This is a genomic window from Nitrosomonas mobilis, from assembly GCF_900103035.1.
Classification (GTDB): Bacteria; Pseudomonadota; Gammaproteobacteria; order Burkholderiales; family Nitrosomonadaceae; genus Nitrosomonas; species Nitrosomonas mobilis.
This window is the reverse complement of record NZ_FMWO01000055.1, coordinates 1-16,121: the sequence shown is the minus strand read 5'-3', so window position 1 is coordinate 16,121 and position 16,121 is coordinate 1. Positions and strand designations below refer to the sequence as shown.

Here is a 16,121-nt window from a genome sequence, read left to right as displayed (position 1 = left end):
AGGTAAAACCAAATGCAATCACTCGCCGAGATAATCAACGTGAGCGAAGCATTACTCCGTGGATGGATCGGTGACAAAACCAATACGACTAATGCCTGCCTGCGCAGCAGCACTCATCACCTTGGCGACCAGTTCATAATGGGCATCACGATCGGCACGGATGTGTAATTCGGTATCAGGTGATTCCGCAACCGTTTGCGCAAAACGTGCAGATAATGCATCCAGTGTAACCGGTTCACCACTCCAGAAGAAGTTACCATCGGCATGAATGGCAAACTCGATATGCTCGGGTTCCGTCAGATTGGGAGTACTGGATGCTTTCGGCAAATCCACCTTGACCGAATGCGTCAACAAGGGAGCGGTAATGATAAAGATGATCAGCAAAACCAGCATGACGTCCACCAACGGTACCACATTGATTTCGGACATAGCACCCTTGCCTTGATAACGGGTCGAATCACCGAATGCCATCAGTCTTTTACTCCCGCAACCATTCCTACTGCCGCGCCGACCAGCGATGTGGAAGGCGACCCAAACGAAACCTGTGTATTTCCCTGCGTCACAGGTTTTTCTGATTCCTCACCAACTTTCCCACCTATTGTAAAAATGGTGTAAAGATCATGAGCAAAGCTGTCGAGTTGCGTCATCCATACACGATTGCGACGTGTAAAGGCATTGAATGCCAGTACTGCAGGAATGGCCACCGCCAGACCCAACGCAGTCATGATCAGCGCTTCCCCAACTGGACCAGCGACCTTGTCGAGCGTGCCTTGGCCTGATATTCCGATCTGAATCAGGGCATGATAAATTCCCCAAACAGTGCCAAACAGGCCGATATAAGGGGCAGCAGAGCCAGCAGAAGCAATCACGGTCAAGCCATTTTCGATTTCTGCCGCTTCCTGATCAAGCGCATTGCGCAACGCACGGGTGAGCAACTCTCCAGTACCACCTGCAGCGGCCAGTTTTTCAAACCCATGTTTACGCGAATCGCTTGTGACTTCCAGAGCGGTTTTTGCCAACTGAACAAAAGCATGATCGCCTTTTGTCTGCTTTATCTCCGTCTCCAGCTGGATAATCGAATCAATATTCCAGAAACATTTCAGAAACCGACTGGCACGGCGCTTAGCCAGATAATTGGAGATACTTTTAGTCACAATCAGATACCAACTGGCAACCGACAAAACCAGCAGCAAACCGAGCACAGCCATACCGACATGGTCTATCTGTGCCAGGAAATTAGCAAAGCCCAGCGATTTTTCCATCAATTACTCTCCTTGAATAACAAAATTAAAAGGCTGCAAAGCAACTGTGCGAACAGGCTGTCCATCGCGCGTAGCAGGTCGGCAGTGCCAGGTTTTAACAGTCGCAACTGCAGCATTGTCCAGCCGGGAATAGCCACTGCTTTTGACAATTTGCGTTTGCGTGACTCTTCCGGACTCATCCAGTTCCACCTGTAAGGTGAGCTTACCCTCTTCACCCAGGCGTCTGGATAACGCCGGGTAAGAGGGTCGTGCCATCTCGGGACAGGATACCGATAATTCGGTAGACAAAGTAACCGGGCCAGCCGGCATTTGTGCTGATCTGGCTGCCGCCACGGCCTGTGGCGCTATTTCGGCAGGTACTGGCAGGGACTCCTCAACAGGCATAACAGGAGCAGCAACATCCTGCTTTGTTCTGGCCGGCGCTTTCGCAGCCAGTCGCTGCTTCGGCATCGGCTTTTCCTGTACAACCGGTGGCTTAGGTTTGATCTGTGGCGGTTTTGGCTCCGGCTGCAGATCAACTTTAGGCGCCTCAGGAACTTCAGCCTTGACAGGTGGCGAGATGAATTCAGCGTAAAGTGTCACTGTTGAAGGTTCCACCACGTTGAAACGATGCTGCATCAACCCATAGATCAAGGCCGCATGCACCCCTAATACAGTGACCAGACTAAAGAGAGAAGCAAACGTAATAACCGGCTTATGATTTGTTTTAGACATATACATCACAAGATGTTACCGCAAATGATAATGATTATCAATGTATAAACATTACCACTTTTTACCAGTGGTAATTCAATTAACTTATTCTGACAATGCGACAAACTGTCGCATCAGTAATCTACTGAATGTCAATAAAACAATATTTTTACAGAAAGTTGATTGAAAAGCAGAGAGGCTAAATCAGCACAACATCGTACTGCTCCTGGGTATAGGACGCAATGACTTGCAGACTGATGGGCGTAGCGATGAAATCTCCCAGATTGGCAAGACGTTGAGATTCTTCGTCCAGAAAAAGGTCGATTACCTGCTGTGACGCTAGAATGCGGAACTCTTTGGCGGTAAATTGTCTTGCCTCTCTCATCAAATCCCGCAGAATATCGTAACAGACGGTTTGTGCACTCCTGATTTCGCCACGCCCCTGACAGGTGGGACAGATTTCACAGAGAATCTGTGCCAGGCTCTCGCGCGTCCGTTTACGGGTCATCTCCACCAAGCCAAGCGCAGTAAACCCGTTGACGGTCATTTTGGTTTTATCTCTGAGCAACGCCTTGTTAAATTCAGCCAGCACAGCATTGCGGTGATCTTCCTGATTCATATCGATGAAATCAATAATGATGATCCCACCCAGATTTCTTAGCCGTAACTGCCGCGCAATAACTTGCGCAGCTTCCAGATTAGTCTTAAAAATAGTATCGGCAAAATTACTGAAGCCGACAAAACCGCCGGTATTAACATCCATGGTTGTCAACGCTTCGGTCTGATCTACAATCACATAACCGCCAGACTTCAGATCCACCCGCCGAGCCAAGGATTTTTCAATTTCCTGTTCGACACCATATAAATCGAACAATGGTCGTACGCCGGTATAGTGACAAATTTTGCCGGCATCATTCACCATATACTCCTGTATAAATGCCGTCATTTTCTGAAAAGTTTCCCGCGAATCCACTAGTACACGATCGACCCCAGCATCCACAAAATCGCGCAATACCCGCAAACTTAAATCCAAATCCTGATAGAGCAATGCGGGCGAGGGAGAAGTCAATGCGCGTTTCTGGATATCGAACCAGAGTTTGTAGAGATAATTAATATCTCCCTGCAATTCTGATACATCGGCGGTTTCCGCCATGGTGCGAATGATAAAACCGCCAGCAGCATCCTCTGGCAGCGCATTTATTAATTTCTGGCGTAACTGCTCACGCTCGGTATTATCCTCAATACGCTGCGACACACCAATATGAGAATCCTGCGGTAGATAAACCAGCAAGCGCCCTGCCAGACTGATTTGCGTAGACAACCTGGCACCTTTTACTCCAATCGCATCCTTGACGACCTGTACCAGAATATTGCTGCCTTCGGCCAGAAGTTGCTCGATCGGCCGAATGGGGTGTCCATGGGAAAATTCCAGAATATCGGCCACATGCAGAAAGGCCGCGCGCTCCAGGCCGATATCGATAAAAGCGGATTGCATGCCGGGCAACACCCGGCTCACACGACCATTGTAGATATTGCCAACGATACCACGACTGTTGTTACGCTCAATGTGAAATTCCTGCGTAATACCTTGCTCAGTGATAGCAACGCGTGTCTCCTGTGGCGTGATATTGACCAGAATTTCACTACTCATAACCTGGTTTTCCAAGTCATGCTCACCATCAATCGCAAAAAACAGGAATCCCTGTTTCCTCCAGCAGTTGTGCCGTTTCAAACAATGGCAGACCCACTACACCGCTGTAACTGCCACTCATTTCAATGATAAATGCCGCTGCTTTCCCCTGAATCGCATAAGCGCCGGCTTTGTCGTATATCTCGCCGCCAGCAACATAAGCATCAATCTCCTGCTGACTGATTTCACGAAATCGCAACATTGAAACCGATAATCGCAGCCTGATCTGTTGCTGAAATGCCAGTCCGATCGCACTATAAACCTGGTGCTCCCGCCCTGATAACTGCCCCAGCATGGTTTTAGCATGCTGGGGATCACGTGGTTTACCCAGGATACAACCATCCAGCACGACCACGGTATCTGCCGCCAGTACCGGTTTGACCGGCAAATTACGCTGACCAAGTCGCAACCAGCCCGCCTCGGCTTTCGCATGCGTCACCCGATAGACATAGTCGGCCGGAGCTTCATTCGGCAAGGGGGATTCATCAATATCCGCCGGACGCGTGAGTGTTTCGCGCATCAGCAGCACACTGTGACGGATACCGATCTGCCTCAGCAACTCACGCCGACGGGCACTGCGTGACGCCAGATAAATCGAATGTTTGATAGCACTCATTGGTTAGCAATTCATGTTGTTAAACAATATGGGCTCCTCTAAAAATTAATTCAGAGCTCCGAACAAAACCAAACGTAAATAAAAATGCTGCCGCAGCATATTATTGATATATAAAAAATATTTTTTATTTACGATACAGCATTGTGACGAAATTTGGATTTTTAGATGTGGCCATAAGACTCAAGCACGATGATAGGGATGTTGCCGATTTACCGTCGTTGCCCGATACAACTGCTCGGCAAGCAACACACGCGCCAATCCATGCGGCAACGTCATCGCAGACAGCGCCAACTGCTGATGCGCCAACTGCTGAATAGTCGAATGCAGACCATCCGCACCACCAATAATAAACGCCGTATCCCGGCCAGATGCCAGCCAGCCCGTCAGCATTTGAGCCAAACGCAGAGTGGTAGTCTGCTGACCATGTTCATCCATGACCACTACATGACATCCAGACGGCAAGGCGGTTTGAATACGTTCACTTTCGATGTTCAACAGCTTGTCAATATCCTTGCCCGCGCGTTTCTCTGGCTTGATTTCCACCAAACGAATCGCGGTTTCCCCGGGCATGCGCCGCACGTATTCGTTAAAGCCTTCACTGACCCAAGCTGGCATCTTGTTACCGACTGCCAGAATGTGGATCTTCATGGATAAACGTTAATGCAGAGATGACGCCCATAATCCCTCCAAATCATAATACTCACGAGTCGCAGGCTGCATTACGTGTACGACAATCTCACCCAGATCAACCAACATCCATTCGCCAGTCTGCTCACCTTCCACACCATAAACTTCGCCACCGGCCACCTTGACCGCTTCCCGTACATGATTGGCCAATGCCTTAGTCTGGCGGGTAGATTCAGCACTGGCAACTACCATGGTTGTAAACAGCGTAGCAAATTTACCCAGTTCAATGACGCGGATATCCTTGGCTTTGATATCCTCCAGTGCCTGGATGACAACTTTTAGTAATTGATCAGAATTCATTCTCCTCCGGCATAGATTTTGCGCCTGATGATATAGCTTATTACATTGTCAGGCAGTAAATAACGAACACTCTTTCCTGCCTGAATCGCCGCGCGAATACTGGTCGAAGAAATCGCAAGCAGCGATGTTTGTGCAACATAAACCCGGCCAGATAACGATTCGGACAAGCCCCTTGCCGTATCTGCCCAACGATCTTCACATTCACTCCTCAGGACGGACGGCAAATCAGCGGCATACCTTATCAGTACATTCCCTGGTCTATTGACTATCACGATATGGCATAATTCAAACAATTCCTGCCAGCAGTACCATTGCGGCAACTTCAGAAAAGCATCTGCCCCGACGATAAAACAGATCCTTTTTTTTCCATTTTTTTCAACATTACTCCGGATTTCCCGCAGGGATTCGACGCTGCGGGTTTCTCCAGTTCGCCGCAATTCCCGATCATCCAGAAAAAAACGCGCATTGCTGCGAATGGCACGGCGCAGCATGACACGACGGTGTTGATTGGCGGCCGGAGGCAGATCACGCAGCCGTGGTTGACCAGCGGGCAGGAAATACAAATGATCGAGATTTAAATTTTCCGAGACTTCCTCGGCAACCCGCAAATGTCCGTGGTGCACTGGATCAAATGTGCCCCCGTAAATACCAATAAGCGGGAACGCCCTTGTATTGCTCATGACTGCATTCAGGTTTTCCCGAGTTAAAGCAGCGCCAATCGCATATCCGCCAGAACGTCAGTCAGATGTGTGGTAAAGCGCGCAGCCTGAGCACCATCGATAACACGATGATCATAGGAAAGCGACAGGGGCAACAACAGTCGTGGTACAAAGGTTTCATCGCGGTAAACCGGCTGGTAGCTTGCCCGCGAAACACCGAGAATCGCCACTTCCGGTGCATTGATAATTGGTGTGAAACCCGTCCCTCCGATTCCACCGAGACTGGATATCGTAAAACTGCCACCTTGCATATCGCCAGGTTTTAGTTTGCCTTCACGAGCGAGGCCAGATAATCTGCCAAGCTCAGTTGCAATTTCCAGCACGCCCATCTGGTCTGCATTGCGGATAACCGGCACCACCAGCCCAGCAGGAGTGTCCGCCGCAAATGCCAGATGATAATATCGCTTTATAACCAGCTGATTGATGTCTTTTTCCTGACCAAGAGATGCATTAAATTCCGGGAATTTCTTCAAGGAAACAGTCACTGCCTTGACTAGAAAAGCCAAGATTGTGAGCTTAACACCACCTGCCTCTACTTTCTCGTTATGCCTTTTTCGCAGCACTTCCAGATCGGTAATATCTGCCTGATCAAATTGTGTTACATGCGGAATCATGATCCAGTTTCGCTGCAGATTAGCACCCGAAATTTGCTGAATCCGCGACAGCGACTTCAGCTCAATCGGACCAAATTTAGCAAAATCCACCTGTGGCCAGGGCAGTAGATCGAACGCACTCTCGTTCCCGACATTTTGTCTGCCCGCCAACACCTGTTTGACAAACGCCTGAACATCCTCCTTGAGAATCCGTTGCTTGGAACCCGAACCCGTTACCTTGTGTAGATCAACACCCAATTCACGTGCAAAGCGGCGTACGGAAGGACCAGCATGTGGGTTGGCTTTAGTATTTTGATCAGATTCAAATACCGGTTTCTCTGAAGCCTCCACGGGTGATCGCTTCGCAGGCGGTTGCTTTGCCGGCACATTTTTGACATCGAAATCAACGCGCGCGGACATGGTGTTGCTTGTATACTGATCGTCGTCCACCGCAGTCGCCGAAGGGATGACATCTGCCGGACTGGTTTCTTTTTTATGTGTGGCCGCAGGCAGCTCTTGAGGCGATTCATTTGTAGCAGCAATCAACTCCATCGCCAGGATTGATATTCCCTGCGAAACCTTGTCACCGGTCTTCAACTTAATCTGCTTGATCCTTCCAGCATAGGGAGACGGTACTTCCACTGTCGCCTTATCCGACTCCAGCACGATCAGAGGGTCTTCCTGCTGGACGACATCCCCCTCCTTTACTAGGATTTCAACTACCGGTATCGCATCAAAATCACCAATATCCGGCACTACGACTTCCTTGATTTCAGCCACATCCACTCCCATCCGTCGGTTTACCCCGGAAAATATCAGCTAAAAAAACAGTTTTTACTTGGTCAGGTGACATTAACAGACTCATACACTGACTGGATCCGGTTTGTCCGGATCAATACCCAGCACCTGAATAGATTTTGCAACCTGTTCCACAGGAATCGTACCTTCATCCGCCAACGCCTTGAGCGCGGCCACTACGACATAGTACCGATCTACTTCAAAAAAACTTCTGAGTTTCTCGCGGGTATCCGAGCGCCCAAAACCATCGGTTCCCAGGACACAATATCGACCCGGTACAAATTCACGGATCTGGTCAGCGACAATCTTCATGTAGTCACTCGAAGCAATCACCGGACCCTTGCGATCCTTCAGGCAAGTGTTGACATACGATAGCTTTGGTTTGGCTGTGGGATGCAGCATATTCCAGCGGGAAACGTGCAGCGCTTCCCGGCGTAACTGATTGAAACTGGTCACGCTCCATACATCAGCCACCACTCCGTATTCCTTCTCCAACAAATCGGCGGCAGCAATCACCTCACGCAAAATAGTGCCCGCACCCAAGAGCTGCACGCGGGGCTTACGTGACCTTTTCTCGCCCTCACGCAGCAGATACATTCCATTGAGTATGCCTTTCTCAGATCCTTTTGGCATTTCTGGATGCGCATAATTTTCATTCATAATCGTGATGTAATAGAACACATCTTCCTGCTCTTGAACCATGCGGCGCAATCCGTCCTGAATGATCACCGCCAGTTCATAGGCAAAAGCAGGATCGTAAGCCACGCAATTGGGGATGACCGAAGCCAGCAAATGGCTGTGACCATCTTCATGCTGCAATCCCTCTCCGTTCAGTGTCGTTCGCCCGGCCGTTCCACCCATCAGAAACCCGCGGCAACGCATGTCCCCCGCTGCCCAGGCCAGATCACCCACACGTTGAAATCCGAACATTGAGTAATACACAAAGAAAGGAATCATCTGCACATTATGCGTGCTATAAGCTGTTGCCGCCGCAATCCAGGAACACATGGCGCCGGCTTCATTGATTCCCTCCTGCAGAATCTGGCCATGCTCATGTTCCTTGTAATACATCAGCTGATCGGCGTCTTGCGGCGTATACAGTTGCCCAACCGATGACCATATCCCAAGTTGACGAAACATGCCTTCCATGCCGAATGTGCGTGCCTCATCCGCAACGATGGGTACGACATGTTTGCCAATATTGGCATCCTTCACCAGGATATTCAGAATTCTCACAAACGCCATGGTAGTAGAAGTCTCGCGACCTTCCCCACTCGCTTTCAATAAAGCATCAAATGCCTCCAGAGGTGGCGTCTGCAGACTTTGTGCCTGTTGCCGCCGGTGATGCAAGAAACCGCCGAGTTGCTTACGCCGTTCGTGCATGTAAGCGTATTCCGGGGAATCTTTATCCAGCTTCAGATAAGGAACATCTTCCAACTGTTCGTCAGACAGTGAAATGCCAAAGCGATCGCGAAAAGCCTGCAGCGAAACCGTGCCCATTTTTTTCTGTTGATGAGTGATATTTTGCGCTTCACCCGATTCCCCCATACCATAGCCCTTGATGGTCTTGGCCAGAATGACGGTTGGCTGCCCCTTGTGCTGCATGGCAGCCGCGTAAGCCGCATAAACCTTGTGCGGATCATGGCCGCCACGATTCAACCGCCAGATATCGTCGTCCGACATATTGGCAACCATTTCCCGCAATTCAGGATATTTGCCGAAAAAATTCTCGCGAACATAAGCGCCATCGCGAGACTTGAATCTCTGATACTCGCCATCAACACATTCCATCATGCGTTGCTGCAGCAGTCCTTTGGTGTCTTTTGCCAGCAAAGGGTCCCAGTAGGAACCCCAAATTACCTTGATCACATTCCAACCCGCACCACGAAACGCCGCCTCCAGCTCCTGAATGATCTTGCCATTACCTCTGACCGGCCCGTCCAGTCTTTGCAGATTACAATTGACGACAAACACAAGATTATCGAGATTCTCGCGCGAAGCCAGCGTGATCGCCCCCAAGGACTCTGGTTCATCCATCTCCCCATCACCGGCAAACACCCAAACCTTACGGTCATCGGTCTTGGCCATGCCTCGACCATCAAGATATTTCATGAAGCGCGCCTGGTAAATCGCCATCAATGGGCCAAGTCCCATCGAAACGGTGGGAAACTGCCAGAAATCCGGCATCAGCCATGGGTGCGGATACGAAGACAAGCCTTTGCCACCGGTTTCCTGGCGAAAATTATCCAGCTGCTCTTCTGTCAACACATCGAGCAGATAAGCATACGCGTAGATACCGGGAGACGAATGTCCCTGTACATAAACAAGATCGCCGCCATGATTCTCCGATGGTGCCCGCCAGAAATGGTTATAGCCAGCATCATATAAAGTCGCAGCCGAAGCAAAACTGGCAATATGGCCGCCGACATTGGTAGTACGATTAGCGCGCAACACCATCGCCATTGCGTTCCACCTGACATAAGAACGGATGCGATGTTCCAGCGCATGATCACCTGGTGAACGAATTTCCTTGCCGGGCGGAATCGTATTGATATAGGCGGTATTCGCGCTGTAGGGAAGATAAGCACCGGATCGACGCGCTTTTTCCACCAACCTCTCCAGCAAATAATGAGCACGTTCCGCTCCCTCATTCAGCAACACACTTTCCAGCGCTTCCAGCCATTCCTGCGTTTCCTGGGGATCAATATCCTGAAATTCCATATAGTATTTACCGAACTTTATTTAGATTAGGGTGCCGCCAACTATTCAATCTCACTGAATATTGCCGTGCCGGGCCACCAATTGTGCACCCGTTCTGGCACGCTCCGCCGCTTCAATTGCATTGCTCATCAACATCATGATGGTCATCGGCCCCACGCCTCCGGGCACTGGCGTAATATAACCGACTTTCTCCTTGACACTGGCAAATTCCACATCGCCACACAACCTGCCATCCGGCATGCGATTAATGCCAACATCAATCACGGTCGCACCCGGCTTGACCATCGCGCCAGTCAACAAATTTGGCCTTCCGGTCGCCATGACCACGATATCTCCATGACTAGTATACTCTCTCAGATCACGTGTTTTAGAAGTGCAAACCGTCACGGTCGCACCCTGTTCCAGCAACATCAACGCCATCGGTTTTCCAACAATATTGCTCCGCCCAACGATCACCGCATGCCGTCCCTCTATCGGAATTTCATAATGCGCCAGCATTTGCATGACGCCATAAGGCGTACAGGGCATCAGTTGGGCATGACCAGTCGCCAGTGCACCCACATTGCATGGATGAAAACCATCAACATCCTTCTCAATAGCAATGGCGGCAATCACTTCGTGTATTCGGATGTGTGCCGGCAAAGGCAACTGCACCAGGATTCCATGAATCTCGACATTAGCATTTAGAATCCGAATCTGACGCAATAGTGCTTCCTGAGAAATATCACCAGGATAATTAAACACTTCAGACCGAATCGCCAGTGCCTCGCAAGCTCTGGCCTTATTACGCACATAAACGGAAGACGCAGGATCATCTCCGACCAGAATGACTGCCAAACCCGGTTGCATCCAGGTTCGCGATAAGTCGTCGGCACGTAATTTCAGCGCTTCACGCAGTTTATCTGCAACCAGCCGACCATCAATAATAATTGCACTCATGGGCTATAGTAAGACCTGGTCTGTCAGGTGGATGAAGATCTCAATCGTTCACCCTTCTTGATCTTATAACGATATATCATCAGAATAATCAGGAAGGTGGGTAATATGAACAAAAACCCCATCAGCAACCCAACTGCAAGAATGGCCAGATTGTCGCTCTCCGGCAGAAGCAGCGTCACCAGCCACACCCCAATCATCGTAAACAGCAGCCCGCCGAGAATTAGGATTTTTTTACCCTGTTCGAAGATACGCCACAATCCACCGGATACCCTGACCTCATCCAGATATTGATCAAATACTTCGGCAAGGCTCTTGTCTCCTGGCTTACTTTCATAGCCCATGGCCATAGCCAATGCTTCATCATCATCCAGACTGGATGTCTTTCTAAGAAATACTGTTCTTTTTTCGGCAATCCTGGACTTGACGCCATCCCTGACCATCATGGCCGTCAATGCTGTAAATGCTTTTTCCAGAGCACTCTCTTTGGTCTCATACTGTGCATAGAATTTCCACATCGCCCCTACCAGGTAAAGCTGAATCGTCATATCCCTGAACTGAGGCGCAAAATCATATTTTTTCCTGTCCGCAATGTGTTCGCTTTGCTCGGCAATGACTGCTTTTGCATGTGCTATGCACTCATCCAGCAACAACGCATCATTATCAGCTGTTAATACATTGCTGTGGTTCCCTGTTGATGCTCCCATCATTTCAATTCCTCTTTGCTAGTTCGACTAATGGTCGTCATTATATACCTGCTATCCCCGCTCAACCCAAACACACATAAACAGACAGATACACAGACTTGCCCCACAAAACACAAACAGTTTACAAGCAAGTCGATATAATGCGCAGTTGCTGAATTATTTACCCATCATGGTTACAAAATTTCCCAATAATTTCAAATTTTATTGTGCTTCGCTGCTCCAACAGGCCATAAACAAGGCGCTTCCAGACGAAACCATCCCACCGATTGAATTAGCTCGCCCAAAACAATCTGGGCATGGCGACTACGCCAGCAATATTGCGATGAAAATGGCAAAATCTTTGCGGAAGAATCCACGTGAGCTGGCTGCCGTATTTATCTCCGCCATGCCTGTTTCACCTTGGTTAGAAAAAACCGAGGTAGCAGGCGGCGGATTTATTAATCTATTTTTAACCCAGAATGCCAAGCAGCAATCTCTGTATACCATGCTGCAAACAGGTGAATCATTTGGCGATTGCCATCATCTGGGTGCGGGCAAGAGCATCCTGATTGAATTCGTCTCAGCCAATCCCACTGGCCCACTGCATGTTGGACATGGGCGCGGCGCCGCTTTTGGCGCCAGCCTCGCCAACGTACTTGCTGCTGCTGGCTTTAACGTCAAACGCGAATTCTACGTCAATGATGCTGGCCGACAAATGGACATCCTGACCCTGTCCGCCTGGCTGCGTTATCTGGAACTGAACGGGTTGTTTTTCCAGTTTCCACCGAATGCCTACCAGGGCGAGTATGTCATCACAATGGCGCGGGAAATTCATAACGCACATGGCGAACGTTACGTACACCGCTCCGAGTCGATGTTGCAGCAATTAGTCGAAGCCGGAACAGACACAACTGCTGAAAATGAAGATGCCCGACTCGATCGACTTATCGCCAGCGCCAAAAGTATCCTCGGACAGGATTATGCCTATCTGCATAATTTCGTGCTGACGGAACAATTGGGCGATTGCCGTAATGATCTGATGGAGTTTGGCGTTGAATTTGACACCTGGTTCTCCGAGCAATCGTTATTCGACAGTGGCATGGTCACCCATGCCATGCGCTTACTGGAGGATAAAGGGCTGCTTTATCAGCAAGATGGCGCAACCTGGTTCTGCTCAACCCGCTTTGGTGACGAAAAGGACCGTGTGACGCAACGGGAGAACGGCCAGTACACTTATTTTGCATCAGACATTGCCTATCACCTGAACAAATACGAACGCGGCTTTGACCACCTGCTCAATGTCTGGGGAGCAGATCATCATGGTTATATTCCCCGCGTAAAGGGTGCCATAGAAGCGCTAGGGGCTGACTCACAAAAACTGGAAATCGCACTGGTCCAGTTTGCCGTCCTCTATCGCAATGGCCAGAAAGCCGCTATGTCAACGCGTTCCGGTGAATTTGTCACCTTGCGCGAACTACGTGAAGAAGTTGGCAATGATGCCGCCCGCTTTTTCTATGTGCTGCGCAAAAGTGATCAGCACCTTGATTTCGATCTCGACCTGGCTAAATCGAAAAGCAATGAAAATCCGGTTTATTATGTACAGTACGCGCATGCCAGAATTTGCAGCGTGCTGACGCAATGGAGCGGTACACCTGCCATGCTTATCGCGGCAGATACTGCTCTACTGATTGATCCAGCTGAGCTCGCTCTGCTGCAGAAACTAAGTGATTTCCAGGATACGATAGAAGCCGCCGCCAAAGAGCGTGCACCTCATCTCATTGCCTTCTATCTACGCGAACTGGCGAGCGAATTTCATAGCTATTACAACTCCACCCGTTTTCTTGTTGCTGAAGAAACGCTTAAAATAGCCAGGCTGGCATTAATTTTTGCAACCCGCCAGGTTCTGGCCAAGGGCTTGACCATACTGGGCGTAACTTCACCTACTGAAATGTAGGAATGTCATTAAGGACTGGAAGTATCATGAGCCGCGATTACAAATCAAGGAGTAACACCAATACAGGCAGACGCAACGGAGGCTTGTTTTCAGGACTGATCATCGGCTATATTTTGGGTCTGGCAAGTGCCATTGGTGTCTGGCTGTTCATCAGCCAAGCACCCAGCCCTTATCTCAATGAATCTCAGGCCATCCTGAACCAGCCCACTGAAAAAGCTTCGCCCTCAATCCAGCCGGACAATAAATCCATCGAGAAAACTCAGGCGGCCGAGAACAAATCACGCTTTGATTTCTATAATATTCTACCCGGGATCGAAGAACCGGATAGCGAGCTTTTCATTGATCCTGCTCCAACCGCAGCAGCACCAACGACCCCCTCCAAAGCACCGCCACCTCCCCCTGCCAAAGTGGCAAGCACAACTCCTGAACCTGTTAAATATTACCTGCAAGCCGGATCCTTCAGCAGTCGTGATGCAGCCGAGCGCCGCAAAGCTGAACTCGCCTTATTGGGGATCGTTGCCACCGTAATTACACAAAAATCCGGAAATAATGCAGCTGCACACCGCGTACAAATCGGACCTTTTAACAAGATGGAGGAACTCGACCGGATTCGCGGATCATTACAGTCAAATGGCATTACCACCAGTCTGGTAAGCAACCCAGGTTGATCGGCATTCCCGCATCACTTCAAAAAGCATAAGTTCAGTAGTTTTACTACCTTGGCATGATTAGCCAGTAATTTGCGTTAGACTATCCATGCTGAATCTGCAATTCAATCAAACAACCCAAACAAGAGGAAAAAATGAACGTGCAAAAAACCATTTACCTGTTGCTGAGTACTTTATTGTTTTGCCTGACCACTATCGCACAGGCGCAAATGACCGAAGGCAAAGATTACACCCGGCTTATCACACCACAGCCAACTGAAAACGGCGAGAAAATTGAAGTCATCGAATTTTTCTGGTACGGCTGCCCGCACTGCAATGATCTCCACCCCTATCTCAAAAGCTGGCTTGAAAACAAACCGGATGATGTCAACTTTCGTTATATACCCGCAGTTTTCCGTGCCAACTGGATGCCTGCCGCTAAAACCTTCTATGCGATGGAAAGTCTCGGTCTGACTAAACAGTTGAATGACAAGTTATATCAAGCCATCCATCGCGACAAAATTGACTTATCCAAAGAACCGACACTGTTTGCGTGGATTGAAAAACAAGGCATCGAACGCAGTAAATTCGTCAATGCCTACAATTCCTTCACCGTACAAAACCAGGCCAACCGCGCCGCACAACTGACCAAGCAATATCAAATTACCGGCGTCCCCGCCTTGGTGGTCAATGGTGTCTACCTTACCAGCGGCAAGCTGAGCGGCACTCCGCAAGACACCATCGCTGTGCTCAATCATCTCCTGAACAAGGTTCGCCAAGAGAGAAAATAACTTTAGAGCACCTCTAGAAACTCACATTTCGTCACAACACTGTGTTGCTTAGGGCTTGTTCAAAGCCTTTCCTGATTAGTTACCTGTTTCAGAAATTCTCAATATACCGATCGGAAGAGGTTCTGTCGTTGCGGCGGCGCGCAGCAATCGCGGCACCATGGCAGCCAAATCAAAACGGCGATTGAAGCGATAGGAGAATTCTGCAAGATAGCGCTGTGCATACTTGGCGTGATTGAATGCATGGTAGGTTCCGCTGAAGGCAGTCTTGAGATTGCCAAGAAGCGTATTGACCCAGCGAAACTCGGCACGCTGCACAGCAGATTTGCCACTTCCCACAATATGGCGCTCATGCTGCGCGGCTGTATGCGTAACCGCCCCGAAACACCCCAAACCATCAGATACGACTCGTGCAGTAGATGACAGACATTCAGCCGACCACTGTTTGAGCGCTTCATATGTAAAACCCGCTACGGGAGTCAAGCGTATATAAAGTGGCTTCCCCTCGCTGTTTGTTTGTATTGCCGCTACAAATGGCGTCTTACTTGCCGCGCCCCGCCCGCGCTTTCCCGGCCTTTCACCTCCCAGATAAGCATCGTCAACCTCCACGCGTCCATCCAGACGGCGTTGCTCTTCGCGCAGCAGCATGGTCTGTAACAGCTTATGCTTGATCGACCATGCCGTTTTGTAACTTACCCCCAGCTGACGTTTGAGTTCCAATGCACTGACCGCATTCTTGCTTTGCGTCATCAAGTAAATGGCCAGAAACCAGGTTCTTAGCGGTAATTTAGTATTTTCAAACACGGTGCCGACAATTGAAGAACATTGGTAGCCACAATCCAGGCATTCCCATAGCTTGCGGCCGTTATGGGTACAGGAATATCGCTCCCCATCGCAGCGCAGGCATCTCCAGCCATGTGGCCACCTCGCAGCAAACAATGCTGCTTCACATTGTGCTTCCGTGCCATATTGATGCAGAAATTCATGCAGTGACAGGCCTGCCTGAAACTGAATTTTATTCATCGCCATTG

At 49.5% G+C, this 16,121-nt stretch carries 16 protein-coding genes; 3 read left to right on the top strand and 13 right to left on the bottom strand.

Going from position 1 to position 16,121, the window contains the following annotated elements; genetic code table 11:
- Positions 1-51 precede the first annotated feature (51 nt).
- The 12 genes from NSMM_RS08790 to NSMM_RS08735 all read right to left on the bottom strand — a co-directional run bounded on the left by NSMM_RS08790 (position 52) and on the right by NSMM_RS08735 (position 11,725).
- A complete protein-coding gene (locus tag NSMM_RS08790; RefSeq protein WP_090286656.1) occupies positions 52-471 on the bottom strand; it encodes an ExbD/TolR family protein in 420 nt (139 codons plus the stop codon).
- The gene (locus NSMM_RS08785; RefSeq protein ID WP_090286654.1) at positions 471-1,262 is read right to left on the bottom strand and encodes a MotA/TolQ/ExbB proton channel family protein; all 792 of its coding nucleotides are present in this window, start codon (positions 1,260-1,262) and stop codon (positions 471-473) included. Before NSMM_RS08785 ends, NSMM_RS08790 begins: the two co-directional genes overlap by 1 nt.
- Before the next feature lie 3 nt (positions 1,263-1,265).
- Entirely contained in the window at positions 1,266-1,976 is a 711-nt protein-coding gene (locus NSMM_RS08780; RefSeq protein ID WP_090286737.1) for an energy transducer TonB, read from the bottom strand.
- Positions 1,977-2,154: 178 nt separating this feature from the next.
- Complete coding sequence (gene rng, locus NSMM_RS08775) at positions 2,155-3,606, bottom strand: ribonuclease G (protein WP_090286652.1); 1,452 nt, start codon at positions 3,604-3,606, stop codon at positions 2,155-2,157.
- Between the two features lie 28 nt (positions 3,607-3,634).
- The gene (locus NSMM_RS08770; RefSeq protein ID WP_090286650.1) at positions 3,635-4,261 is read right to left on the bottom strand and encodes a Maf family protein; all 627 of its coding nucleotides are present in this window, start codon (positions 4,259-4,261) and stop codon (positions 3,635-3,637) included.
- A gap of 180 nt (positions 4,262-4,441) precedes the next feature.
- Positions 4,442-4,909, bottom strand: a complete 468-nt coding sequence (rlmH, locus tag NSMM_RS08765) for a 23S rRNA (pseudouridine(1915)-N(3))-methyltransferase RlmH (protein ID WP_090286648.1) — start codon at positions 4,907-4,909, stop codon at positions 4,442-4,444.
- A 9-nt stretch (positions 4,910-4,918) separates the two neighbouring features.
- On the bottom strand, positions 4,919-5,248 hold the full coding sequence (gene rsfS / locus NSMM_RS08760; protein ID WP_090286646.1) for a ribosome silencing factor: 330 nt from the start codon (positions 5,246-5,248) through the stop codon (positions 4,919-4,921).
- Positions 5,245-5,928, bottom strand: a complete 684-nt coding sequence (nadD, locus tag NSMM_RS08755; protein WP_090286644.1) for a nicotinate-nucleotide adenylyltransferase — start codon at positions 5,926-5,928, stop codon at positions 5,245-5,247. Before nadD ends, rsfS begins: the two co-directional genes overlap by 4 nt.
- 23 nt (positions 5,929-5,951) lie before the next feature.
- Positions 5,952-7,340: a 2-oxo acid dehydrogenase subunit E2 gene (locus NSMM_RS08750; RefSeq protein ID WP_090286735.1), complete on the bottom strand. Its 1,389-nt coding sequence runs from the start codon at positions 7,338-7,340 to the stop codon at positions 5,952-5,954.
- An 81-nt stretch (positions 7,341-7,421) separates the two neighbouring features.
- The gene (gene aceE, locus NSMM_RS08745) at positions 7,422-10,079 is read right to left on the bottom strand and encodes a pyruvate dehydrogenase (acetyl-transferring), homodimeric type (protein ID WP_090286642.1); all 2,658 of its coding nucleotides are present in this window, start codon (positions 10,077-10,079) and stop codon (positions 7,422-7,424) included.
- Between the two features lie 51 nt (positions 10,080-10,130).
- The gene (folD, locus tag NSMM_RS08740) at positions 10,131-11,018 is read right to left on the bottom strand and encodes a bifunctional methylenetetrahydrofolate dehydrogenase/methenyltetrahydrofolate cyclohydrolase FolD (protein ID WP_090286640.1); all 888 of its coding nucleotides are present in this window, start codon (positions 11,016-11,018) and stop codon (positions 10,131-10,133) included.
- A gap of 23 nt (positions 11,019-11,041) precedes the next feature.
- Positions 11,042-11,725 (bottom strand): hypothetical protein, encoded by a 684-nt coding sequence (locus tag NSMM_RS08735; protein ID WP_245654750.1) that lies wholly within the window; start codon positions 11,723-11,725, stop codon positions 11,042-11,044.
- Between the two features lie 166 nt (positions 11,726-11,891).
- On the opposite strand from NSMM_RS08735, the gene argS reads away from it, so the two are divergent.
- The 3 genes from argS to NSMM_RS08720 all read left to right on the top strand — a co-directional run bounded on the left by argS (position 11,892) and on the right by NSMM_RS08720 (position 15,093).
- Complete coding sequence (gene argS / locus NSMM_RS08730; protein WP_090286731.1) at positions 11,892-13,655, top strand: arginine--tRNA ligase; 1,764 nt, start codon at positions 11,892-11,894, stop codon at positions 13,653-13,655.
- 26 nt (positions 13,656-13,681) lie between these two features.
- The gene (locus NSMM_RS08725; RefSeq protein ID WP_090286638.1) at positions 13,682-14,323 is read left to right on the top strand and encodes an SPOR domain-containing protein; all 642 of its coding nucleotides are present in this window, start codon (positions 13,682-13,684) and stop codon (positions 14,321-14,323) included.
- Between the two features lie 209 nt (positions 14,324-14,532).
- The gene (locus NSMM_RS08720; RefSeq protein ID WP_342671783.1) at positions 14,533-15,093 is read left to right on the top strand and encodes a thiol:disulfide interchange protein DsbA/DsbL; all 561 of its coding nucleotides are present in this window, start codon (positions 14,533-14,535) and stop codon (positions 15,091-15,093) included.
- A 75-nt stretch (positions 15,094-15,168) separates the two neighbouring features.
- Here NSMM_RS08720 and NSMM_RS08715 read toward each other — a convergent pair whose 3' ends face one another.
- Positions 15,169-16,119: an IS1595 family transposase gene (locus NSMM_RS08715; protein ID WP_090283515.1), complete on the bottom strand. Its 951-nt coding sequence runs from the start codon at positions 16,117-16,119 to the stop codon at positions 15,169-15,171.
- Positions 16,120-16,121: the final 2 nt, after the last annotated feature.